General features: G+C 73.4%; 23 protein-coding genes and 1 pseudogene. 11 read left to right on the top strand and 13 right to left on the bottom strand.

Annotation, left to right across the window (positions count from 1 at the left end; genetic code table 11):
* Nucleotides 1-36: 36 nt before the first annotated feature.
* From BLW86_RS08840 to BLW86_RS08870, 8 genes and pseudogenes are all read right to left on the bottom strand, one after another.
* Nucleotides 37-432 carry a YwqJ-related putative deaminase gene (locus tag BLW86_RS08840; protein WP_093873512.1) on the bottom strand — a complete coding sequence of 132 codons (396 nt, stop codon included), beginning with the start codon at nucleotides 430-432 and terminating at the stop codon, nucleotides 37-39.
* Nucleotides 425-898: an SUKH-3 domain-containing protein gene (locus BLW86_RS08845; protein ID WP_093873513.1), complete on the bottom strand. Its 474-nt coding sequence runs from the start codon at nucleotides 896-898 to the stop codon at nucleotides 425-427. Before BLW86_RS08845 ends, BLW86_RS08840 begins: the two co-directional genes overlap by 8 nt.
* Before the next feature lie 10 nt (nucleotides 899-908).
* Nucleotides 909-1,505: a YwqJ-related putative deaminase gene (locus tag BLW86_RS43780; RefSeq protein ID WP_305633733.1), complete on the bottom strand. Its 597-nt coding sequence runs from the start codon at nucleotides 1,503-1,505 to the stop codon at nucleotides 909-911.
* Nucleotides 1,506-1,625: 120 nt separating this feature from the next.
* A pseudogene (locus tag BLW86_RS43785) lies at nucleotides 1,626-2,696 on the bottom strand (type IV secretion protein Rhs); the annotation flags it as partial.
* 76 nt (nucleotides 2,697-2,772) lie between these two features.
* The gene (msrB, locus tag BLW86_RS08855) at nucleotides 2,773-3,180 is read right to left on the bottom strand and encodes a peptide-methionine (R)-S-oxide reductase MsrB (RefSeq protein WP_093873515.1); all 408 of its coding nucleotides are present in this window, start codon (nucleotides 3,178-3,180) and stop codon (nucleotides 2,773-2,775) included.
* A 15-nt stretch (nucleotides 3,181-3,195) separates the two neighbouring features.
* Nucleotides 3,196-4,587, bottom strand: a complete 1,392-nt coding sequence (gene murC / locus BLW86_RS08860; RefSeq protein ID WP_093873516.1) for a UDP-N-acetylmuramate--L-alanine ligase — start codon at nucleotides 4,585-4,587, stop codon at nucleotides 3,196-3,198.
* A gap of 215 nt (nucleotides 4,588-4,802) precedes the next feature.
* Nucleotides 4,803-5,273 carry an indole-3-glycerol phosphate synthase gene (locus tag BLW86_RS08865; RefSeq protein WP_093873517.1) on the bottom strand — a complete coding sequence of 157 codons (471 nt, stop codon included), beginning with the start codon at nucleotides 5,271-5,273 and terminating at the stop codon, nucleotides 4,803-4,805.
* A 106-nt stretch (nucleotides 5,274-5,379) separates the two neighbouring features.
* Nucleotides 5,380-6,171: a pyrimidine reductase family protein gene (locus tag BLW86_RS08870; protein WP_093873518.1), complete on the bottom strand. Its 792-nt coding sequence runs from the start codon at nucleotides 6,169-6,171 to the stop codon at nucleotides 5,380-5,382.
* Between the two features lie 36 nt (nucleotides 6,172-6,207).
* Here BLW86_RS08870 and zapE point away from each other — a divergent pair, with 36 nt between their 5' ends.
* From zapE to BLW86_RS08895, 5 genes are all read left to right on the top strand, one after another.
* Nucleotides 6,208-7,293 (top strand): cell division protein ZapE, encoded by a 1,086-nt coding sequence (gene zapE / locus BLW86_RS08875; protein ID WP_093873519.1) that lies wholly within the window; start codon nucleotides 6,208-6,210, stop codon nucleotides 7,291-7,293.
* Between the two features lie 34 nt (nucleotides 7,294-7,327).
* A complete protein-coding gene (locus BLW86_RS08880) occupies nucleotides 7,328-7,753 on the top strand; it encodes an OsmC family protein (RefSeq protein WP_093873520.1) in 426 nt (141 codons plus the stop codon).
* A 135-nt stretch (nucleotides 7,754-7,888) separates the two neighbouring features.
* Nucleotides 7,889-9,268, top strand: a complete 1,380-nt coding sequence (locus tag BLW86_RS08885; protein ID WP_093873521.1) for an alkaline phosphatase PhoX — start codon at nucleotides 7,889-7,891, stop codon at nucleotides 9,266-9,268.
* Between the two features lie 68 nt (nucleotides 9,269-9,336).
* Entirely contained in the window at nucleotides 9,337-10,224 is an 888-nt protein-coding gene (locus BLW86_RS08890; protein ID WP_093873522.1) for a PPK2 family polyphosphate kinase, read from the top strand.
* A gap of 86 nt (nucleotides 10,225-10,310) precedes the next feature.
* Nucleotides 10,311-11,168, top strand: coding sequence for a polysaccharide deacetylase family protein (locus BLW86_RS08895; protein WP_093873523.1), 858 nt, complete (start codon nucleotides 10,311-10,313; stop codon nucleotides 11,166-11,168).
* Between the two features lie 9 nt (nucleotides 11,169-11,177).
* Here the strand turns inward: BLW86_RS08895 and BLW86_RS08900 are convergent, their stop codons facing one another.
* The 3 genes from BLW86_RS08900 to BLW86_RS08910 are packed head-to-tail and all read right to left on the bottom strand — an operon-like array spanning nucleotide 11,178 to nucleotide 13,491.
* The gene (locus BLW86_RS08900; protein WP_093873524.1) at nucleotides 11,178-11,828 is read right to left on the bottom strand and encodes an ABC transporter; all 651 of its coding nucleotides are present in this window, start codon (nucleotides 11,826-11,828) and stop codon (nucleotides 11,178-11,180) included.
* Nucleotides 11,825-12,817 (bottom strand): ATP-binding cassette domain-containing protein, encoded by a 993-nt coding sequence (locus BLW86_RS08905; protein ID WP_093873525.1) that lies wholly within the window; start codon nucleotides 12,815-12,817, stop codon nucleotides 11,825-11,827. Before BLW86_RS08905 ends, BLW86_RS08900 begins: the two co-directional genes overlap by 4 nt.
* Complete coding sequence (locus BLW86_RS08910) at nucleotides 12,814-13,491, bottom strand: AIM24 family protein (protein ID WP_093873526.1); 678 nt, start codon at nucleotides 13,489-13,491, stop codon at nucleotides 12,814-12,816. The genes BLW86_RS08905 and BLW86_RS08910 overlap by 4 nt, the downstream gene beginning before the upstream one ends.
* Nucleotides 13,492-13,562: 71 nt before the next feature.
* Here BLW86_RS08910 and BLW86_RS08915 point away from each other — a divergent pair, with 71 nt between their 5' ends.
* The 5 genes from BLW86_RS08915 to BLW86_RS08935 all read left to right on the top strand — a co-directional run bounded on the left by BLW86_RS08915 (nucleotide 13,563) and on the right by BLW86_RS08935 (nucleotide 18,800).
* Nucleotides 13,563-14,273: a peptidyl-tRNA hydrolase gene (locus BLW86_RS08915; protein WP_093873527.1), complete on the top strand. Its 711-nt coding sequence runs from the start codon at nucleotides 13,563-13,565 to the stop codon at nucleotides 14,271-14,273.
* A 93-nt stretch (nucleotides 14,274-14,366) separates the two neighbouring features.
* On the top strand, nucleotides 14,367-15,503 hold the full coding sequence (locus BLW86_RS08920) for a hypothetical protein (RefSeq protein ID WP_093878578.1): 1,137 nt from the start codon (nucleotides 14,367-14,369) through the stop codon (nucleotides 15,501-15,503).
* Nucleotides 15,504-15,577: 74 nt separating this feature from the next.
* The gene (locus BLW86_RS08925; protein WP_093873528.1) at nucleotides 15,578-16,966 is read left to right on the top strand and encodes an MbnB/TglH/ChrH family RiPP precursor modification enzyme; all 1,389 of its coding nucleotides are present in this window, start codon (nucleotides 15,578-15,580) and stop codon (nucleotides 16,964-16,966) included.
* On the top strand, nucleotides 16,963-18,030 hold the full coding sequence (locus BLW86_RS08930; protein WP_093873529.1) for a TIGR04222 domain-containing membrane protein: 1,068 nt from the start codon (nucleotides 16,963-16,965) through the stop codon (nucleotides 18,028-18,030). The genes BLW86_RS08925 and BLW86_RS08930 overlap by 4 nt, the downstream gene beginning before the upstream one ends.
* A 47-nt stretch (nucleotides 18,031-18,077) precedes the next feature.
* Entirely contained in the window at nucleotides 18,078-18,800 is a 723-nt protein-coding gene (locus tag BLW86_RS08935; protein WP_093873530.1) for a TIGR04222 domain-containing membrane protein, read from the top strand.
* 184 nt (nucleotides 18,801-18,984) lie between these two features.
* Here the strand turns inward: BLW86_RS08935 and hemQ are convergent, their stop codons facing one another.
* Entirely contained in the window at nucleotides 18,985-19,698 is a 714-nt protein-coding gene (hemQ, locus tag BLW86_RS08940) for a hydrogen peroxide-dependent heme synthase (RefSeq protein ID WP_030690075.1), read from the bottom strand.
* A 17-nt stretch (nucleotides 19,699-19,715) separates the two neighbouring features.
* A complete protein-coding gene (gene hemG / locus BLW86_RS08945) occupies nucleotides 19,716-21,179 on the bottom strand; it encodes a protoporphyrinogen oxidase (protein WP_093873531.1) in 1,464 nt (487 codons plus the stop codon).
* 138 nt (nucleotides 21,180-21,317) lie between these two features.
* Between hemG and BLW86_RS08950 the strand changes: the two genes are divergently transcribed.
* Nucleotides 21,318-22,403, top strand: coding sequence for a DUF4349 domain-containing protein (locus tag BLW86_RS08950; RefSeq protein WP_256341259.1), 1,086 nt, complete (start codon nucleotides 21,318-21,320; stop codon nucleotides 22,401-22,403).
* Nucleotide 22,404 lies beyond the last annotated feature (1 nt).

Consider the following 22,404-nt stretch of genomic DNA (forward strand, 5'->3'; position numbering starts at 1 on the left):
GTCGTGTCATGCCCGGTCGTGTCATGCCTGGTCGTGTCATGCCTGGTCGTGGAGGATCGTGATCCCCAGCCGGTCGAGGAGCGCCGTGCAGGAGCGGCAGACCTCGGCCTCCGTGCCGTGCTCGGGGTCGCCGTGCGGGCGGATCTTGCGGGCGACGATCGCCGCGCCCGCGAAGTGCGGGACGGCCTCGTCGAGGGTGGCGGTGCGGCCGTCGCCGCGCTGCCGGTCGAAACCGAAGAGTTCGTCGGAGACGAGGGCGGACTCGGCGCAGTAGCCGATGAAGGGCTCGCGCAGGGCGGGCGGGAGCCCGTCGAAGAACTCCCGCACGGCGGGGTGGAGTTCCGGCTCGCCGTCGCCGGTGAGGTTGGTGTGGCTGGTGATGGTGCCGTGGATGAGCAGCGAGGCCGCCGTACCGGGGATCAGGTCAGACATAGAGGTCCTCCGCGTCCTGCATGGGCCAGTGGAAGAGGCCGATCATGGCCCCGTGCTTGCCCGTGCCCATGTAGTAGTTGCCGAAGCTGCTCATGTTGAAGAAGCGGTCCTGCTCGTCGATGACGAGGATCTCCCCTTCCGCCGAGTCCCAGCCGATCGGGAAGACCCGGGCACCCAGGCCGCGGCTCAACTCGGCGATGTCCTCGAAGAGGTCGCCCCAGACGGGGACAGGCGTGAAGTGGAGGTGATCCTGACGCTGGGCGTCGGTGGTCACGCGGAGTCCCGCGTGCTCGGTCAGGAAGTCGGTGGCGGCGGCGAAGGGTTCCAGAGGGAAACCGCTCTTCCGGCTCTCCTCGACGACCTCCGCCACGAACGCCGAGGCCTGCTCGCCGGCGTTCCGACCGGGAGTCCAGCCGTTCTCCGCGAACCAGGCGTCGACATCCGCGGGGGCGTTGAGATGGGGCATGGGGAGGTTCCTAACCTGCGTAGGCGGTGATGCCGGCCATGTCTAGGGCGATCGCGCACGAGCGGCACGGCTCTTTGTAGTCGTTGTGCTTGAGGATGCCCCGCGGATCCCGGCCGACCTGCACGGTGTACATCTGCGCACCGTTCATCGCATCGCGCACGTGATCGAGCGTACTGATGTTCGTGCCGCTCGGGTCGAGCTGGCGGAGCCGGTCCGAGAGCAGCAGAGGCTCGGCGCACTGCCCGTGGCCCGCGCCCGGCCTGCCGCCGTCCCCTTCGATCCTGGCCTTCACCTGGTCGTAGATGTCCTGCACGGCCGGATGCAGGTCGGGCTTGGCCTGGCCCTCGAACTTGGTCGCGCTGGTCTGGCTGGTGACGACGCCGTCGTGGAGCAGTCCGCCTGCGCAGGCGTTGTCCTTGACGAGGTGCTCGCCGACCGGGAAGCGGGTCTTGGCCAGGTCGATCTGGTGCTTGGGGTCGTTCTCGTTCTCCGGATCCGCCCTGCGCGCCCGGTCGGCGAGGTCGCGGGCCTCCTGGACGAGGGCCTCGCGCTGCTGCTCGGGGGTCAGGTGGCTCACGTCGAGCGGGTCGGTGCGGTGGTGGCGCATGGTGCCGGCGGAGCTGCCGTGCCAGGGCGGGGCCGGGGTGATGCGGTTGCCGCCGGGGTTGTTCCCGGAGCCGCCGTTGCCTCCACCGCCGGGAGGGTTGCCGTTCCCGCCGCCACCGCCGCCGCCCGCGCCGCCCTTGCCCCCCTTGTCGTGGTCGCCCTTGCGCTGGCGGGCGAAGCGGTCGCGGAGGTCGTCGTCGGTGTTCTTGTGGTCGACGGAGATCTGCTTGACGACCTTGGGCAGCGTCTGGCCGACGTGGTCGCCCATCGACTTCGCCGCCTTGGTCAGGGCCTCCATCGCCTTGTCCGCGATCGGGTCGATCGCCTCGGCGATCGAGTCGCGCCCCCGGGTGCGGCCGTGCGCGGTCTTCGCCTTCGTGAGTTTGCCCGTCGTCTTCCCGTGGATGCGCACGCTGACGGTGTTGAGCTGGGTGGAGGCGTGGTCGTGCTCGGCGTGCTCGATGTGCAGGTTCTTCAGCCCGCTGCCCTTGGAGCCGCCGCCCCCGCCGCCGCCGGCCGAGGCCAGGTTCAGGCTCTCCTTGCCCGACTGCACCCCGTCCTTGAAGCCGTCCGTGCCGGCCTTCTTGGTCTGGTCGAGGTCCACGCCGTCCTGCAGGCCGATCGCCATCGCGCCCAGCTGCACGACCAGGTCCGCCGCCATGCCCTCCAGGGCCGCGACCGCCGGCTCGGTCAGCGCGGAGACGACGTACCCGACGGCCTCCTCCACGCACTCCTTGATCAGCCGCTTGATGACCTCCTGCGTGGCCCGCATCGCGCCCGCGCCGATCAGCGCCGACAGACCGCCGGTCACCGGGATCAGCGAGAGCGCGATGCCCGCCTCGGAGGCGAGGTAGCCCAGCTGCGCCAGCGCCGCGAACTTCATGCCCTCCACGGCGCCGGCCGCCAGGTCCAGGCCGCCCGCGATCGTCCGGGCCGCGCCGGCGATGTCCTTGAAGTGCTTGCCCTTGACCTTCTGCCAGTGCTCGTCGAGGGCGTCGATCGCCTCGCCCTGGCCCGAGGACAACAGCCGCTCGAAGTGGTTGTTCGCGAGCTGGCCGTCGTCCTCCAGGTCGTCCGCGAACTCCCTGAGCGCGTCCGCCATCTCGCGGTACGCGTCCTCGTCGACGTTCGGCCAGGCCACACCGATCAGATCGAGAAGGGTGTCGGCCCAGTCCGGAACCGTGACAGCCATGTTCATGCCCCCGTGTCGGCTGTTTGCAATGCGCAACAGTCCTACCACGGGAGGCGGCTGACGAACCGTCCGGGGGTCAGCCCTCCTCGGGCTCCAGCCGCAGCGAGATCGAGTTGATGCAGTACCGCTGGTCCGTCGGGGTCGGGTAGCCCTCGCCCTCGAAGACGTGGCCCAGGTGGGAGCCGCAGCGGGCGCAGCGGACCTCGGTGCGGACCATGCCGTGGGAGGTGTCCGCGACGAGCTCGACGGCCTCGCTGTCCTTCGGGTCGTAGAAGGACGGCCAGCCGCAGTGCGACTCGAACTTCTCGTTCGACGTGAAGAGCTCCGCCCCGCAGGCGCGGCAGGAGTAGACGCCCTTCGTCTTCGTGTCGGTGTACTCACCGCGGAAGGCGGGCTCCGTGCCGGCCAGCCGGAGCACCTGGTACTCCGACGGGGTCAGCTGCGCCTGCCACTCCTCGTCCGGCTTCTCGACCTCGTACGCCATCGTTCGTCCACTCCCTCAGTTCGACAGGCGGGCGAGGATCTTCGGACCGAGGTCCGTGACGTCGCCCGCGCCCATCGTGAGAACGAGGTCGCCGGGGCCGGCCATTCCCGCGATCACGTCCGGGACGGCGTCCTTGTCGTGGACGGGGGTGACGTCGGCGCCGGCGGCGCGGGCCGCCGTGATGATCAGCTCGCTGGTGACGCCGGGGATCGGGTCCTCGCGGGCCGGGTAGATGTCGAGGACCACGGAGGCGTCGGCGAGGGCCAGCGCGTCGCCCATCTCCTTGCCCAGTTCCTGGGTGCGGGAGAAGAGGTGCGGCTGGAAGACGACGAGGAGGCGGGAGGCCCCGGCGGCGCCGCGCATGGCCTCCAGGTCGGCGGTCATCTCGGTGGGGTGGTGCGCGTACGAGTCGATGACCTGGACGCCCTTGGCCTCGCCCTTGAGCTGGAGGCGGCGGCCGACGCCGGTGTAGGCGGTGAGGGCCTGGGCGAGCTCGGCCGGGTCGATGCCGACGCGGGCGCCGGCGGCGAGGGCCGCGGCGGCGTTGTGGGCGTAGTGGCGGCCGGGGACCGAGACGGTGAAGGTGTGCTCGACGCCGTCGAGGAGGACGGTCACCTCGCTCTTCATGCCGTTCGGGACGATCTTGAGGATCCGGGCGTCGGAGTCCTCGGACTCGCCGACGGTGACGATGCGCAGGCCGTCGCGGTCCGCGACGCGGCGGGCCAGCTCGCGGGCGCCCGCGTGCTCGCCGACGACCAGGGTGCCGCCGGGGCGGATCTTGGCGCTGAAGGCCTCGAAGGACTCGTAGATCTCGTCCATCGACGCGTAGTTCGCGTGGTGGTCCAGCTCGACGTTGAGGACGATCGCGACCTCGGGGTCGTACTTCTGGAAGCTGCGGTCGCTCTCGTCGGCCTCGGCGACGAAGATCTCGCCGGCGCCGTGCCGGGCGTTCGTGCCGGGGCCCGCGAGGTCGCCGCCGATGGCGTACGAGGGGTCCAGGCCGAGCTCGGTGAGCGCGACGGCCAGCATGGAGGTGGTGGTCGTCTTGCCGTGCGTGCCGGCGACGGCGATCGCGCTCAGGCCGTCCATGAGGGAGGCGAGCGCGTCGGAGCGGTGGACGACGGGGATGCCGAGCTCGGCGGCGCGGGCCAGCTCGGGGTTGTCGGCGCGGATGGCGCTGGAGACGACGACGGCGGAGGCGTCGTCGGCGAGGTGCTCGGCGGCGTGGCCGATGTGCACGGTGGCGCCGAGGGCGCGCAGCGACTCGGCGGTCGCGGACTCCTTGGCGTCGCTGCCGGCGACCTTGGCGCCGCGCTGGGCGAGGATCTTCGCGATGCCCGACATCCCGGCACCGCCGATGCCGATGAAGTGCGGCCGTTCCATGGCGGCGGGAATGGCGGGTGCCATGCGGATCTCTCCCCGGGGTGGTGGTTCTGGAAGCCTCCAGCCTAGTGGCTCGCGGTCCGGGCTCCGGCGGTCGGCGGGTCCGTGTCCGCGTGGGCGCCCCGGCCGTGTCCGCGTGGGCGGCCCGGCCGTGTCCGCGTGGGCGGCCCGGCCGTGTCCGCGTGGGCGGCCCGGCCGTGTCCGCGCCCCCTGCACGGGGCGCGGACACGGGGCGTCCGCTACTCGCTGTGGGCGAAGAGCTTCAGGACGGGGACGCCGACCTTGTGGCGGGCCCGGGAGGCCCAGTCCCGGTGGAAGAACTCCTCCACGTAGTGCGGGGCGGTGAGAACGATCACCTCGTCCGCCTTCGACTCGTCGACCACCGCCTTCATCTTGTCGAGCGGGTGGTCCTCGACGACCTGGCCGACCGCTTCGCAGCCGGCCTTCCTCAGGGCCTGGAGGGAGACCTCCAGGGCCTGCTCGGCGGGTCCTCTGGCCGCCTTGCCCTCCGGTTCGTCGCCCTCGCGGGCGGCGTCCTTGAGCTCGCCCATGGCGACGTCGTCGATGGCGCGCAGCAGTACATCGGCCTGGTCACCACGCGGCTGCATGAGAACGATGAAGGACATGCCCTCGTCGCCGTGCAGGGTGGTGACGAATTCCACGTCGACGGACGTGAGGGGCTTCTCGATCATCAGAACGCTTGTGAACAACTCAGGAGCCCTTCTGCGGAAACCATCCTTCCCCGTGCCCGCACGGGGTCTGCGACAGTAAGTGTGCCCAGTCGGCGCTAAGCGGAACGGCAAATTCCGCCGATTGTCAGATCCGACGGTAGCGGGTGAAGAGGAAGCCGTCCTGCTCCAGCACGGAAGCCACCTGGAAGCGTGTCGGGACGGCCACGGTGGGGCCCCCGGCGATCCGTTGGGCGTCACCCGCCGTCATCGTCGGCGAGATCGTCAGACACAGCTCGTCCAGGACGTCCGCCCCCACGAACTGACCGAGCAGCCGGGGCCCGCCCTCGGTCAGCTGGCGGCGCAGCCCGCGCTCCGCGAGCACCGCCACCGCACGGGCCGGCATCACCCGGGCCCCGTCGCCCGCGAAGAGCACCTCGGCGCCCGCCTCCCGGGCGGCCCGGATCCGGTCGGCGGGCGCTCCGGAGCCGGTGAGGACCACGGTCGGCACCAGCGGCTCGGTGAAGAGCGGCAGCGAGAAGTCCAGGTCGAGGGAGGCGCTGACCACGGCGATCACGGGGGCCGGGCCCTGGCCCGCGGCGGCCCGGCGGTCCGTGAAGGCCTCCCGCGCCCGGGCCGGGCGGTAGCCCTCCAGGCGGACCGTTTCGGCGCCGACCACGACCACGTCGGCGAGCCCGCGCAGGATGCCGAAGATCCGCATGTCGGTCTCGGAGGAGAGCGGCTGGGAGCGCCCGTCGTGTTGACCGGCGCCGTCGAGCGAGGAGACCATGTTGGCCCGCAGCCAGGTGCCGTCGCCCTCCGGATACGCGTAGGCGTCGGCGAGGGCGTCGAGCGACCACTCGCGATCGGAGGCGGGCGACCACCCCTGGTCGGAGGCGGTCGATGCTGTCATGTCCGTCACAGGGAAGAGCTGGCGCATCCTCGCAGTCTGGCACGGCGCTTACAGTGGGGAACTGTGTCGACCCGTGCCTTCATCGAAGCGGCTTCCCCGGAAGCGGCCCCGCTCTCGCTCTGCTCCCGAGAGCCCCATGTCCCCGCCGACCGCCTCGTCGCGGAGATGGTGCCGCCGCCGCGCTTCGACTCCGTCCGCTTCGACACGTACCTGCCCGACCCGAACCAGCCGAGCCAGACGGACGCCGTCAAGGCCCTGAGCGCCTTCGCCGAGGGCCTCGGCGGAGCGCACGCCTCCGGCGCCGGCAAGCGCCGCTGGTTCGCGAAGAAGCCGGCCGCCCCGAGCGGCCCCCGCGGGGTCTACCTGGACGGCGGGTACGGCGTCGGCAAGACCCACCTGCTCGCCTCGCTGTGGCACGCGACCCCCGCGGAGCCCGCGCTGAAAGCATTCGGCACCTTCGTCGAGCTGACCAACCTGGTCGGCGCGCTCGGCTTCCAGCAGACCGTGAAGACGCTCAGCGGACACCGTCTCCTCTGCATCGACGAGTTCGAGCTCGACGACCCGGGCGACACCGTCCTCGTCTCCAGCCTCCTCGGCAAGCTCGTCGAGTCGGGCGTGGCCCTCGCCGCCACCTCGAACACGCTCCCGGGCAAGCTCGGCGAGGGCCGCTTCGCCGCCGCCGACTTCCTCCGCGAGATCCAGGGGCTCTCCGCCCACTTCCGGCCGCTGCGGATCGACGGCGAGGACTACCGCCACCGCGGTCTGCCCGAAGCCCCGTCCCCGTACTCCGACCAGGTCGTCACCCAGACCGCGTACGCGACGCCGGGCGCCTCCCTCGACGACTTCCCGCATCTGCTCGAACACCTGGCCAGGGTTCACCCGAGCCGGTACGGCGCCCTCACGGACGAGCTCAGCGCCGTCTGCCTCACCGACGTCCAGCCGGTCCCGGACCAGTCCACGGCGCTGCGGCTCGTCGTCCTCGCCGACCGGCTCTACGACCGCGAGATACCCGTGCTCGCCTCCGGTCTCCCCTTCGACAGGCTGTTCAGCGAGGAGATGCTGAACGGCGGCTACCGCAAGAAGTACTTCCGGGCGATCTCGCGGCTCACCGCGCTCGCCCGCGACGCGAAGGGACTCGTCGCGCAGTAGCTTGGGGGCCGTACCCGATCGAAAGGGATCCACCATGGCCACCGTGCGTCACGCCCACACCGTCTGGCAGGGCGACCTCCTCAAGGGCTCCGGCGTCGTCACCCTCGACTCCTCCGGTCTCGGCTCGTACGACGTCTCCTGGCCGGCCCGGTCTGAGGAGCCCAACGGCAAGACCAGCCCCGAGGAGCTCATCGCCGCCGCGCACTCCTCCTGCTTCTCGATGGCCTTCTCCAACGGTCTGGCCAAGGCGGGCCACGCCCCCGACCGCCTGGAGACGAAGGCCGACGTCACGTTCCAGCCGGGCGAGGGCATCACCGGCATCCACCTGACCGTGCGCGGCACGGTCTCCGGCCTGGACGCGGACGAGTTCCAGGCGCTCGCCGAGGACGCGAAGAAGAACTGCCCGGTCAGCCAGGCGCTCACGGGCACGACCATCACCCTCACCGCCGAACTGGCCTGACGTCAGGTCAGGACACACGCCACACGGGGCAGTTGTGGCCCGCATGGTTCACGCGCCACGAGGGTGCGTGATACACACGTGCGGGTCACACGTCACCTCACACACACCTGTCCGCCAACAGGAAGTGGTTGCCCCATGTCCGCAACGCGACGTCAGATCCTCTCCCGCACCGGCGCGTCCGTCGCCGGGATCGCCTTCACGGGCGCCCTCTCCGAACTCTTCGCCGGAAGCGCCGCGGCCGCCGGAAGCGCCGCGGCCGCGAGCCGCCGGGGAGGCTACGGCCCCCTCGTACCGGACCCGGACGGCCTCCTCGACCTCCCCGCCGGCTTCCGCTACAAGGTGCTCTCCCGGCAGGGCGACCCGCTCCGCTCCGGCGAGGGACTCGTCCCCAGCAACCACGACGGCATGGGCGCCTTCGCCGGCCGCCGCGGCCGGGTGCACCTCGTCCGCAACCACGAGAACCGGGTCACCGGGAAGATCGCCGTCCCCACCGTCCCCGGCCTCACGTACGACCCGGCGGGCAAGGGCGGCTGCACGGTCCTCGAACTCGACGGACGGAACGACGTCCTGGGCGAGCGGGTCGCCATCGCCGGGACCGCCGTCAACTGCGCGGGCGGCCACACGCCGTGGAACACCTGGCTGACCTGCGAGGAGACCGAGGACCGGGCCGGCACCAACGGCTACACCAAGGACCACGGCTTCGTCTTCGAGGTCGACGGAGCCGACCCGCACCGCACCGGGGCCGTCCCTCTCACCGCGATGGGCCGCTTCCAGCACGAGGCCGTCGCCGTCGACCCCACGAGCGGCATCGTGTACGAGACGGAGGACGCCTTCGAACGGCCCTTCGGGCTCTTCTACCGCTTCCTTCCCGAGAAGCCGCTCGGCGGCACCGGCTCGCTGCGCGCGGGCGGCACCCTGGAGGCCATGCGGGTGCCCGGCGTGCCCGACCTCTCCGTCGTCCAGGAGACCGGCGCCCGCTTCGAGGGCATCGAGTGGGTCCCCGTACCGGACCCCCTGGCGACCGGGACCCCGATCCGGCACCAGGACTTCGGGCCCAGGGGCATCACGCACGCCCAGAAGCTGGAGGGCTGCTACTGGGGCGGGCGAGCCGTCTACTTCGTGTCCTCCTTCGCACGGGCCAGGGACGGCTCGGCCGCCACGCACTTCGGCCAGGTGTGGAAGTACGAGCCGCACAGGAGGCGGCTCACCCTCGTCGTGGTCTTCGGCCCGAGCACCGACGTCCGGCTCCCCGGCGAGTCCCCGGACAACATCTGTCTGGCGCCGACCGGAGGCCTGATGGTCTGCGAGGACGGCGACGGGGCGCAGCACGTCTTCGGGGTGAGCGAGAAGGGCGAGGTGTACGCGGTCGCGAGGGGCGCGCAGAACATCGGCAGTCCGGAGGCCCCGGAGTGGGGCGAGTTCGCGGGCGTCACCTTCTCCCCGGACGGCGCGACCATGTACGTCAACTGCTACACGCCCGGCACGACGTTCGCGGTGACGGGCCCCTGGTGCTGAGCTAGCGGGCGCCCGGGATCCGTCGCACGATCGGGAGAGGACGATCGGCGCGACGGAAGGGGCGACGGATGCCGAAGAAGGACGGCGGGAGGAAGAAGCGGGAGGCCCCGGCTCCCGAGCCCGTGCTGCGCGACCTCCTGCGCCTCCCCGAGGGCGAGCGGATCGACCTCGCCGCGTACGACGCGGGGGCGACCCCGGCCGGCCCCGCCGACAAGACGGCGGGTCTTGCCGCCACCGCCGCCCTCGGGCCGCGCCTCGCCGACCTCCAGGAGCGGCTGTACGCGGCGAGCACCGCCGGCGACCGCCGGCGGCTGCTCCTCGTCCTCCAGGGCATGGACACCAGCGGCAAGGGCGGCACGGTCAAGCACGTCATCGGCCTCTTCAACCCCTCCGGCTGCCGCATCCACGCCTTCAAGGCGCCGACGCAGGAGGAGCGGAACCACCCCTTCCTCTGGCGGATCATGCGGGCGCTCCCCCAACCGGGCGAGATCGGCATCTTCGACCGCTCGCACTACGAGGACGTCCTCATCGCCCGCGTCCACGACCTGGTCCCGCGCCGCCTGCTCGGCCGCCGCTACGGCCAGATCAACCGCTTCGAGAAGTCCCTCGCGGAGGACGGGGTGACCGTGATCAAGGTCTTCCTCCACCTCTCGTACGAGGAACAGCGCGCCCGGCTCCTCGCGCGCCTGGACAACCCCGACAAGCACTGGAAGTTCAACCGGGGCGACATCGAGGAGCGGGCGCTGTGGCCGGCGTACCAGCAGGCGTACGAGCTCGCCCTCGAACGCTGCGCGACGGACGAGGCTCCCTGGTACCTGGTCCCGGCGGACCGCAAGTGGTACCGCAACTGGGCGATCAGCAGACTGCTGCTCGAACACTTGGAGGAGCTGGACCCGCGGTACCCGCCGGGGGACTTCGACGTGAAGGAGTGCCGGGCGCGGCTGCTCGCCACGTGAGCCGATCCGGCGGGTGACGGTCGAGCCGCCAGCCGATAATCACTTTGATCGATTAACTTCCGACCGTGAACACTTCTGCACGAAAATTGGCGGTGCTCGGTCTTCTGGGCGCCGCCCTCGTCGGCTGCGGCGGCGGTACGGCCGAAACCCCGGCGCCGAAGGCGAAGGCGGCCGTCGTCGACAGCCCCTCGCCCCAGCCCAGCGCGGCCGCGCCCGGCCCCAAGCCCGCGCGCGTCCCCGCCGCCCCGCCCACCATGGCGCCCGGACCCGGCGGCCTCACCCCCGTCTACACGCACCGCGCGAAGAGCACCGAGAAGGTCGTCGCGCTCACGTTCGACGCCGACATGACGGCCGACCAGGGGCCCCGCGCCGCGCGCGGCGAGCACTTCGACAACCCCGAGCTCATCGCCACCCTGCGCCGGCTCAAGGTGGACGCGACCGTGTTCATGACCGGCCGCTGGGCGGAGGAGTACCCGGACCAGGCCAAGTCCATCGGCGGCGATCCGCGCTTCGAGATCGCCAACCACTCCTACAGCCACTACTCCTTCTCGTCCCCCTGCTACGGCCTGCCGACCGTCCCCCGGCCCGACATGGCGTCCGACGTTCAGCGCGCCTTCGACGCCTTCCGGGACGCCGGGGCCGTCAACGTCGTCCCGTACTTCCGCTTCCCCGGCGGCTGCTACGACGACGCGGCCCTGCGCGCCCTCGCCCCCGCCGGCGTCACCGCCGTCCAGTGGGACGTCGTCAGCGGCGACGCCTTCGCGAAGGACGCGGACGCCGTCGCCGAACAGGTCCTCGACGGCGTGAAGCCCGGCTCGCTCGTCGTCATGCACTGCACGCGCAGCGCCGCCCCCGTGACCGAGCGGGCGATCCGCCGGATCGTCCCGGAGCTCCGCGCCCGCGGCTACCGCTTCGTCAAGGTCTCGGAACTCATGAGCCGCTGACCCGGCGCCTCACTCCAGACGCGCCGTCGCCCGGCACGCGAGCGCCGCCGTCGCCGCCGCCAGGAGCAGCGCGCCGCCGCAGGCGAGCCAGGGCGGGTCGACGGTCGCCGTGCGGGCCCCGGCGACCAGGACGGTCATCGCGGACTTCGCCGGGGACCCCGTGGTCACGAGCGCGAGGAGGGAGCCGAGGACGAGGGCGGCGAGGGACCAGCCCGGGGCCCGGAGGAAGGGGCGGGAGGCCAGCGCGCCGACGGCGGCGCCCGTCAGGGCACAGGCCAGGGCCGCCGGCAGCCCCGTGAGGACGGCGGCGAGCGGGGTGACCCCGCGCCGGTCGCCGACCGCCGTCACCGCGAGCACGGCGACCGTTCCGACGAGCACCGGCCAGGCGACCCCGGTGAGCAGCGCCGCGAGGTGCGCGCGGCCCCGGCCGGCGGCCGCCGCGACCACGCTCCGGGCGGCGGGCGGCTCCTGGGTGAGACAGATCCGCACGGTCCAGGCGGCCACCGGGAGCAGGGCGGCCGCGGTGAACCCGAGCGCCCCGAGCACCGGCTCGCCGGCCTGGACGCCGACGCCGATGAAGGCCGCGTAGAGGAGCAGCGGTGCCAGCCAGCGCTGGGACCGGAGCAGCAGACCCGACTGGTAGCGCAGGAGCGCCGTCATACCCGTACGCCTTCGGTGCCGAGGTGGTGGATGTGCCAGGACGCGGCGAGCAGTGCGCCGAGGAGGGCGTCGGAGTGCGCCGCGTCGACGGTGAGGACGAGGGTGTCGTCGTCGGTGCCGGGGGCGACCGCGGGGCCGCCGGGCAGGCGTCCGGGAAGCGGTCGCCCGCCGGAGGCGACGATACGGACGGAGGGCCGGGGGGCGGCGGGAGCGGACACCGACAGGGGCACGGCGGGAGCGGGCTCGGGCCTGCCCCTCGAAAGACCGGCCACCGTCGTCCCGGGCCCCGGCCGAGCCTCCCGGAGGCCCACGCCCGTCGCCGCGGGCTCGGGCCCGGCCGCCGGGACTCCGAGCCCCGGCCCCGCGAGCCCGGGAGGCGTCGTCCCCCGTACCCGGCCGCCCTCCACCCCGTACACCGCCGCCGCCTCCCCCTCCAGTCGGCGTGGGTCGTGGTCGACGAAGACGACCGCCGCGCCCGCCGCGAGACGCTCGCGGACGGCGGTGTCCAGCTCGGCGCGGGCACCGGTGTCGAGGCCGGTCCAGGCCTCGTCGAGGACGAGCAGGGCCGGGTCGGCGAGGAGGGCCTGGGCGACGGCGACCTTCTGGCTGGTGCCCTTGGAGAGCTTCGCGAGCCCGGTCCCGGCGTGCTCCTCGACCCCGAAGCGCTCCAGCCACTCCCCCGCCCGGGCCCGCGCCGCCGCCCGGCCGAGGCCGTGGACGCGGCCGAGGTGGACCAGGTAGTCGACGGCCGTGAACGGCAGGGCGACGGGGAAGCGCTCGGGGACGTACGCGGTGCGGGCCGGCCGGCCGGTGACGCGCCCCTCGGTGGGCGCGTCGATCCCGGCGATCAGCCGGAGCAGCGTGGACTTGCCGGTGCCGTTGGTGCCGACGACCCGGACGAGCGCGGCGGCGGGCAGGTCGAGCGAGACCTCCCGCAGCGCCCACGGCCCGCGGAGGCCGTGCCGCCGCCCGACGTGCTCCAGCCTCAATGCGAGGGGTTCTTCTGCGGGGTGAGCTCGCTCGGCCGGACGACGACGAAGCCCTGCCCCTCCAGCTTCAGCTGCACCGCCTCGCCCGAGCCGCCGCGGATCATCGAGCCGAGCGACTGCGAGCGGTGCAGGGAGGTGTGGAGCTGCTCGCTCCAGCCGACGACGGCGTCGGTGTCGACGTACACCGGGGCCTGCGGGGTGACGGGGATGACGATCGGGTTGCCCTCGCACATCAGGGCGATCTTGCCGTGGCCGGTGAAGACGGAGTTGAAGAGGCCGCCGCCGGTCATGCCGGCGCCCTTCACGGTCCTGATGTCGTAGTGGAGCGTGGAGTCGAAGCAGAGCACGTTGCGGCCGTTGACGGTGAAGGCCTCGCCCTGCTCGATCTCGACGATGAAGCAGTTCTGCGCCTCGTGCGCGAACCAGGCCTCGCCCTGGCCGCGTACGGCCATCAGCGGCAGGCCCTCGCCGGTGACGGCGCGCTTGAGGAGGCCGCCGATGCCCTGGCCCTTGCGCTCGAACTGGAGGTCGCCGCGGAAGGCGATCATCGAACCCTGGCGGGCGTGCATCTCGCCGTTCACGGTGTACTTGACCGATTTGGCGTTCTGCAGGGTCATCCCCGGGAAGGCCGCCGCCTCGGCGAGGTGCTCGCCGGCAAAAAGATCGCTCTTCATGAGGGGCATCCTGGCCCGGAAGCGATGATTCCCACAAGAATCGCTCCCGACCTCGATGGCAGACTTGCCGGGTGAGCAGCAACGAGACCGATCTCCGCGACGAGAAGCCCCAGTTCGTCCTCCCCCTGGTCGTCCGGATCGAGCGCGACGCGCCCCCGAGCCGCACCGACGCCCTGGAGACCGCGGCGCGGGCCGTCCTGGAGATCCTGACCGACGACCGTTCCCTCGGCGAGGGCGAGTGGGCACAGGCGATCACCGACTGGCAGGACGCCCGGATCCGCAAGGTGGTGCGCCGGGCGCGCGGCGCGGAGTGGCGCCGCGCGAACACGCTGCCGGGGATCACGGTCACCGGCGCGGAGGCGGAGGTGCGGGTCTTCCCGCCGGTCCCGCTCGACGGCTGGCCCAAGGAGCTCGCGAAGCTCCAGGTCTCGGGCACCGACCTCGACGACCCGGCCGCGCCCGGCCCCGTACCGGAGGGTGCGGCGGTGCTCTGGCTCAACCCGGAGCTCGACATGTCGGCCGGCAAGGCGATGGCCCAGGCAGGACACGGGGCGCAGCTGCTGTGGTGGGCGATGCCGGACGCCGACCGGAAGGCCTGGCGCGAGGCGGGCTTCCCGCTCGCGGTGCGGACCGCGACGGCCGAGGACTGGTCGGAGCTGACGGCGAGCGGCCTCCCGGTGGTGCGGGACGCGGGCTTCACGGAGATCGCCCCGGGTTCGTGCACGGTGGTGTCCGAGGGCGGTACGCGTTTCGCCCCGCAGCTGCGGCTCCCCCGGCCCTGACCGACGGCCACCCCGGCGGGCCGGTGGCCGGGCGGCCGGGTGTCGGACCCGTGCCGTAGCGTGCGGCGGATCGTGCACTTCGAGGAGATCCGCATGTCCGTTCACGCCCGGCTCCGGGCCGCCGTCCCCGCCCCCCTGTCCTCGCCCGAGGCCGGTCCGCCGCAGATCGCGGGCCTGCCGGGGTGCAGGATGCTCGTCCAGGCGAGCGACGAGGAGGTCGTGGCGCAACCCCTGGACGACGTCTTCGCCGCGGTTCCGGCGGCCCGGGTCCGCTTCCCCGCTCCCTGGCCGCGCCGCCGCGGGACCTGGGAGGTGGCGCCGGACGCGAGCCTGGCCGTCTTCGCCGGGGTGCACGCGGTGCGCGCCGTGGAGCCGTCGGGGGCGACGCGCTGGGAGGTCCGGCACGGATGCTGGTACGGCGCGTGCCGGGAGATGCACGAGTCGTACGAGGAGTACGCGGAGGACCGGGACCACCGCTACCCGGACGGGGGTTCGGTCGGCTTCTCCGCGGACGGGAAGCTCGTCTGGGCCCATGTGCGCGGCCCGTTGCCCGAGGGCGAGCTGAACCCGGACACCGTCGACGAATGGCTGGTGGTCGACGCCGCCGACGGTCGCGTGCTCGCCCGTGGCAACGCCGAGGCCGCGGCGGCCGGCAGCTTCCACCTCCCCCACCCGACCGATCCCCGTCGGATGGGCCTCAGCATCGGCGAGGGTCAGGACGGCGCGCCGCTGCGCCTGGGCGACTGGGACGGAGAGCGGCTGGACGTCACGTACGTGGAGGGCGACCTCTGCCTGCTGGACGTGAGTCCCTCGGGCGAGCGGCTCATGACGGTCTCCCACGACCAGGACGAGCTCTCCGTCCGCGACTTCGAAGGCCACCTGGTGGAGGGGCTGGAATGGGACGCCGACTCGGTGCTGCCCCCGCACCCCGACGCCCCGTCGGGCGACGGGGCCGACGAGGACGAGGCGCCCGTCTACTGGGACTGGGCGGGCGGCTTCGTGGACGAGACGACCCTCGTCGTCTCGACGGTGGAGAGCGACGACGAATGGGGCGAGGCCCGGCACTGGCTGCTCGACACCACGGGAACGCACGGACTCCGGCCGGTCGTCTACCCGTCCCCGCCCTCCGGCCTGCCGACCGCACTCGGGTACGGCGCCTGGGCGACGGCGTCCGAGTCCGGTGACGCCCTGCACCTCTGGGGGACGGCCGAAGCTCAAATGAAGCTCTGAACCTCGGCCCCGTGGGGTTCGGATGAGGTCGCCTGGGCCATCACGTGAGGGACTGAGGACCGAAGGAGGGGGACATGACGGAACTCGGCATCGGCATCGGCTGGCGTCCCGAGATCGCGGAGGTGGTGGAGGCGCTGCCCGGCGTCGACTGGGTGGAGGTCGTCGCGGAGAACATCTGCGCGGACCATCTGCCCGACTCCCTGACCCGGCTGCGCGAGCGCGGCGTGACGGTCGTGCCGCACGGCGTCTCGCTCGGGCTCGGCGGCGCGGACCGGCCGGACCCGGCGCGGCTCGCGGCGCTCGGCGAGAAGGCGGTGGCCCTGGGGGCGCCGCTGGTCACGGAGCACATCGCGTTCGTACGGGCCGGGGGGCCGCTCACCGCGACCCCGCTGCTCGAAGCGGGCCACCTGCTGCCCGTGCCCCGCACACGGGACGCCCTCGACGTGCTCTGCGAGAACGTGCGCATCGCGCAGGACGCGCTGCCCGTGCCGCTCGCCCTGGAGAACATCGCGGCCCTGATCGCCTGGCCGGGCGAGGAGATGACGGAGGGGCAGTTCCTGGCGGAGCTGGTGGAGCGTACGGGGGTACGGCTCCTCGTCGACGTCGCCAACCTGCACACCAACCACGTCAACCGGGGCGAGGACCCGGCGCGGGCCCTGTCCGAGCTGCCGGTCGAGGCGATCGCGTACGTGCACGTGGCGGGTGGTGTCGAGCGGGACGGTGTCTGGCACGACACCCACGCCCACCCGGTACCGCCCGCCGTCCTCGACATCCTGTCGGACCTCACGTCGCGGGTGTCCCCGCCGGGGGTACTGCTGGAACGGGACGACGACTTCCCGCCGACGGAGGAGCTGGCGGCGGAACTGGAGGCGGTGGCCTCTGTGGGCATACGTTCCGCAAGGGCGGAACGGGTGGGCACGGCCCACGCGCACGGCGCCCGTCCGCTGGTACCCGCACCCCGACGGCCGTCCCTGCTGATCGGCGCCGGCGCGAGGGCCTCGGGCGGCCCGATGCCGAGCGCCGCCCCCACCCTCCACGACCCCGCCCCGCGAGAAGGCGCCCGCCAGCGCCTGGCCGTGACCCAAGCCGCCCTCCTCTCCGCGCTCGTCGCCGGCACCCCCGTCCCCGAAGGTTTCGACACCCGTCGGATCGGGGTCCAGAGCCGCGCCCTCGCGGCCAAGCGGGCCGGGGTCGTGGCGAAGGTCGCGCCGGAGCTGCCGGAGATCCTCGGCAAGGGCTTCCGGCCCGCGTTCCTCGCGTACGCCCGGTCCCGTCCCATGACCGGCGGCTACCGCCGGGACGCGCTCGACTTCGTCGAGCACCTGCTGCTCGCCGGCCGGCCGGAGGACCCGGTGGCACGGCGGCGGCTCACGGAGTGGTGGCAGGACCGTTCCGGCAGCCGCCCGCCGGGCCGTGCCACCCGGCTCGTACGGGCCGCCCGCCACGCCCTCGTACGGAGATGACCGTGAACTTCCTCCTCGTCCTCGTCTACCTCGCGGGCGCCGTCGGCATCGCCCTCGTCATCACCCGGGTCGTCCGGACGCGCGGCGGTCCCGGCGGGCCCGTCCACGACCGGTACGAGGTCGCCTTCCTCAACGGCGGCCCGGCCCGCGTCGTCGACACCGCGCTCGCCGCCCTCCAGGCGGACGGCAGGATCGCGATCGGCGGCCCCGGCATCGTCGCGGTCGTCCGCCCCACCGCGTACGACCCGGTGGAGCGCGCCGTCCTCCAGGAGCACGCCGCCGCGCCGCACGGGGCCCTGCACCATCTGCGTCTCGGTGTGATGCGGCACCCTGCGGTCCAGGAGATCGGCGACGGCCTCGCGGCGCGGGGGCTGATCGTCGCACCGGCGACGCGGCGGACCACGGCCCGCTGGTGTGCCGCCCTCGGTCTGACGGCCTTCGTGCTCTTCCCGGTCTCGATCCTCCTCACCGTGATCGACTTCGCTGGCGACCCGGAGTTCCGGCTCCCGTTCGTCATCAAGGTGCTGCCGGTGCTGCTCGCCGCCGGGATCACCGCGATCGTCTGCGGCTCGATCTCCGCCGGGCAGGTCACCTCGGCCGGCCGCCGTGCGGTCTTCGCGTACGGACGGGCGCACGGCCATCTCGCCGACGCCGGGCATCTCGTGGCCCTGCACGGGCTGCGGGCCGTGCCGGATCCGGTGCTCCGGGAGCAGCTCGTCGCCGCCGCCCGGTTCTACGGGCCGCCGCGGCGGCGGAACGGGCGCCGCGGGCGGCCCTCGCCGTCGCCGTCGCACTTCTCCTCCTCGGACGCGGCCGTCCTCGGGGTGGCGACCGAGTGGTGCGCGACCAACAGCTCCTGCGGAGGAGGGGGCGGGAGCTCCTGCTCGGGTGGTGGGAGCTCTTGTTCGGGCGGCGGCGGTTCCTGCTCGTCCGGGTCCTGTTCCTCCGGTTCCTGCTCCGGAGGCGGATCGAGCTGCGGCAGCTCCGGAGGCGGGTCGAGCTGCGGAAGCTCCAGCTCGTGTTCGAGTTCGAGCTCCAGCTCGTGTTCCAGCTCCAGCGGCTGAGGGCCGATCGGGTGGCGGGCGTGCCCCTCGTCCCGTAGAACCGGGGCATGATCTGGGTTCCGCTCCTCCTGGTGGCGTACGTCGTGGCCAGTGTCGGCTGCGTGCGGGTGTGCCGTGCCTCGCTCGCCGCCGACCGCCCGCACGGGTCGCCCGGCGGTGCGCGGGAGCTCACCGTGTGCGAGGCGGCCTACCTCGCCGGCGGCCCGCTCCGGGTCATCGATCTGACCCTGGTGTCGATGCACCGGTCGCGGCGGCTGCTGCTCGCCCACACCGGCTGGGCGACGGTCGTGGACGCGACCGGCGGGGACGAGCTGGAGCGCGCGGTGCTGGCGGCCATCGGGCCCGGCGGGCAGTCGCCGATCCCCGCCGTCCGTCCGGTGGTCGCCGACGCCGAGTCCGTACGCCTCCTCGCGGACGATCTCGTCGGCCGGGGGCTCGCCGTGTCCGAGGAGGGCCGCCGGGAGATCGCGGCGGGGATGCGGGCGGTGCGGGCGGGGTTCCTGCTGACGCTGGTGCTGGGGACGGCCGCGGCGCTCCTGGTGCCGGCGGCCGACCGGTCCCTGGTCGTCGCCGCGTTCGCGCTGCCGCTGGTCGGGTCGGGGCTCTGCCTGCTGATCGGCCGGGCCGAGGTGTATCCGTACACCCGCTGGGCGTCACCGGCCGGGCAGCGGCTGCTCTCCGGGCTCTCGCGGACCGATCCGCTGACCGCCCTCGCGACGCGCGGTCCCGCCGTCCTCGAACCGGAGCTCCGCGCGGCCCTGGAAGGCTGAAGCACGATCGGAGAAGGTCCCGGAAATGACGCCGGTGCGGCGCGCGTGACGCGCGCCGCACCCGGAGCCGGACCCGGTGTCGCTGGAGCGGCGGGCAATGGTGCCGCCCGCCGTCTGATCTTCCGGGTCAAGGGGTGGCGCGCCCGGCCGGGAGCCGGGCGCGCCACCAGGTTTCGTACGGCCGTCAGGCCAGGCCCGCCACCAGGTCGGCGACGCTCTTGCGGCGGCCGGTGAAGAACGGGACCTCCTCGCGGACGTGCATCCGCGCCTCGGAGGCGCGCAGGTGGCGCATGAGGTCGACGATGCGGTGCAGCTCGTCGGCCTCGAAGGCGAGGAGCCACTCGTAGTCGCCGAGCGAGAAGGAGGCGACCGTGTTGGCACGGACGTCCGGGTAGCCGCGGGCCATCTTGCCGTGGTCGGCGAGCATGCGGCGGCGGTCCTCGTCCGGCAGCAGGTACCAGTCGTAGGAGCGCACGAAGGGGTACACCGAGACGTAGTCGCGCGGGTTCTCGTCGGCCAGGAAGGCCGGGATGTGCGACTTGTTGAACTCGGCCGGGCGGTGCAGCGCCATGTTCGACCAGACCGGCTCCAGGGCGCGGCCCAGCTTGGTGCGGCGGAAGAGGTTGTACGCCTCCTGGAGCTCGTCGCTCGTCTCGGCGTGCCACCAGATCATGACGTCGGCGTCGGCGCGCAGACCGGAGAGGTCGTACGTGCCGCGGATCGTGATGTCCTTGGCCGCGAGCTGGTCGAACAGCTCCTGGACCTCGTCGGCGTAACCGCCGCGGTCCTCGGGGAGAACGTCGCGCAGCTTGAAGACGGACCACAGGGTGTAGCGGATGACCTCGTTGAGGTCCTTCGCCTTCTTACCGGCGTTCGGGATCTTTTCGGGCGCACTCATACGCCTATTCTCGCCCGTCACGAGGAGTGCCCCGCACCGGGGTGCCCCGTTCCCGACGTGGCGATGATCTCGTCGGCCGCGCGGTGGGCCGAGGCGATGCAGGCGGGGATGCCGACGCCGTCGTACGCGGCGCCCGCGAGCCGCAGTCCGGGGAGGGCGGCGACGGCCGCGCGGACGCGGGCGACGCGGGCGAGGTGGCCGACGGGGTACTGGGGCAGGCCGTCGATCCAGCGGGTGACCGTGCTCGCGACCGGGTGTGCGGAGAGGCCGGTGGCGGCGGCGAGGTCCTTGAGGGAGGCGTCGACGAGGTCGGAGTCCTCGCGGTGGAGCTGCTCCTCCTCGCCGTGGCGGCCGACGGAGGTGCGCAGCACGAACAGGTCGGGGGCGCTGTCGGAGACCCACTGCCACTTCCGGCCGGAGAACGTGGAGGCCTTGACGGTGTGGCCGTCGACGGGCGGCACGAGGAACCCGGAGCCCGGCAGGGCGGGCACGTCGGAGCGGCGGAAGGCGAGGGTGATCAGGGCCATGGAGGCGTAGTCGATCGCGTCGAGCTCGGCGGCGGCGGCCGGGGCGTGGCCGCCGAGGAGTCCGGCGGCGGTGCCGGCGGGGGTGGCGAGGACGACGGCGTCGGCGTCGAAGGTCCGGCCCCGGGTCACCACCTGCCAGCCGGTGGCGCCGGTGCGGACCAGGGCGTTCACTGGCGTGCCGGTGAGGATCTCGCCGCCGGCGGCGCGGATCGCCGCGGCGACCGCGCCGGGGAGGGTGCCGATGCCGCCCGCGATGCCGAGGAAGACGGCGCCGCCCAGGCCGGTGGCGGCGCCCGCCACGTCGGCGGGGGTGGCGGCGCCGGCCCGCTGGACGGCGTGGACGGCGGCGGTGAGCGTGGGGTGGACGCGGGCGGCCTCGAAGAGGGCGGGGACGGCGGCCTTCATCGAGATGCGGTGGGCGTCACCGGCGTACACCCCGCCGAGGAGGGGTTCGACGAGCCGGTCCACGACCTCGTGGCCCATGCGCGCGGCGACGTACGCGCCGATGGCGATGTCCTCGCCGATCTCGGTCGGCGGCAGCTCCAGGTCGCCGCCGATGCGGCGCACGCCCTCGGGGGAGAGGAGCCCCTCGACGGCGGCGGGGTCGCCGGGGACGCCCATGACGTGGCCCTTCGGCATGGGGACCAGCTCGCCGCGGGACCAGACGGAGGCGGTGGTGGTCGCGGGGGCCTGGAGCCGGTCGCCGAGGCCGACGGCCCGGGCGAGGGCGACGGCCTCGGGGCGGCGGGCGAGCAGCGACTCGGCGCCGAGGTCGACGGGCGCGCCCGCGATCTCCCCGGCGAGGAGCTTCCCGCCGAGCCGTCCTCCGGCTTCGAGGAGGGTCACCCGGTGGCCGGCGAGGGCCAGTCGGTGGGCGGCGGCGAGTCCGGCGATCCCGCCTCCGGCGACGACGACATGAGGCCCGGCCTGCTGTCCCGTGGTGTCCGCGTTCATGGCACCACTCTCTCAAATCGCCCGCCCGCTCCCGTTCCGAGGCCGGACCGTGACCGCATCGCTACCGCCGGAGGGCAACCCGCGCCGGGGGCCGTACGTCCAAAGGGCATCACTCGTCACCACCCTGGGGGGATCCTCGTGCGGGCAGCAAGAACGAGAACGACGGCCGCGGTCCTGCTGGCGGCCTCACTGGTCCTGACCGGCTGCGGCGCGGGCGCCGGGGACACGGCCTCGGACGGCAAGGGGGGCATGGCGGCGGCGGAGCCCGCCGACGCGGGCGCCGCGGACCGCTCGGCCGCCGCGGGGGCCGCCGGGAAGCCCGCGTCGAAGACGTCGGCCGGGCAGCACGTCATCCGTACCGCCTCGCTCTCCGTGGAGGTGAAGGACGCGGCGAAGGCCCTGGTCACGGCCCGCCGGGTGGCGACGGACGCGGGCGGCCACGTGGAGAACGAGTCGACGGAGCGCGTCGACGACGCGTCCCTCGCCTCGCAGATCGTGCTGCGGGTGCCGCAGGAGCGGTACGACTCCGTCCTCACCGAGCTCGCGGGCACCGGGAAGCTCCTCGACCGCAAGGCGGACGCCAAGGACGTCACCGACCAGGTGGTGGACGTGGAGAGCCGGATCGCCACCCAGCGGGCGAGCGTGGCGCGGGTGCGGGCCCTGATGGACCGGGCGGAGAAGCTGTCCGACGTGGTGACCCTGGAGGGCGAGTTGAGCCGCCGTCAGGCGGACCTGGAGGCGCTGCTCGCCCAGCAGTCCTCGCTGAAGGACCGGACGACGATGGCGACGATCACCCTGCGGCTCTCCGAGAAGGAGAAGCCGCCCGCCGAGGAGCGGGAGGAGGGCCGTCCCGGCTTCGGGGACGCCCTGAGCGGCGGCTGGAACGCGCTGGTGGGCGCGGCGGCCTGGATCGGGATCGTCCTGACCGCCCTGGCCCCGTGGCTGGCGGTCGCCCTGGTCGTCCTCGTCCTGTGGCGCCGTCTCGTCCGGCCGCGCCTCGCGGGCCGCCCCCGGCCGAAGGCCCCGGCCCCCGTCCTGCCGGACACCCCGCGGAACGCCGCCGGAGCGCCCACGGCGCCCGCGGCTCCGGCAGCTCCGGTGACTCCCGCGACTCCCGCGACTCCGGCAGCTCCCGCGGCTCCGGCGGCTCCGGCGGCTTCCGAGCCGGGGCCGGCCGCCGGGTCTCCGAAGCCTCCCCGCCCCCGGGAGACCCCCGAGAAGTAGT

The sequence above is a fragment of the Streptomyces sp. TLI_105 genome, assembly GCF_900105415.1.
GTDB lineage: Bacteria > Actinomycetota > Actinomycetes > Streptomycetales > Streptomycetaceae > Streptomyces.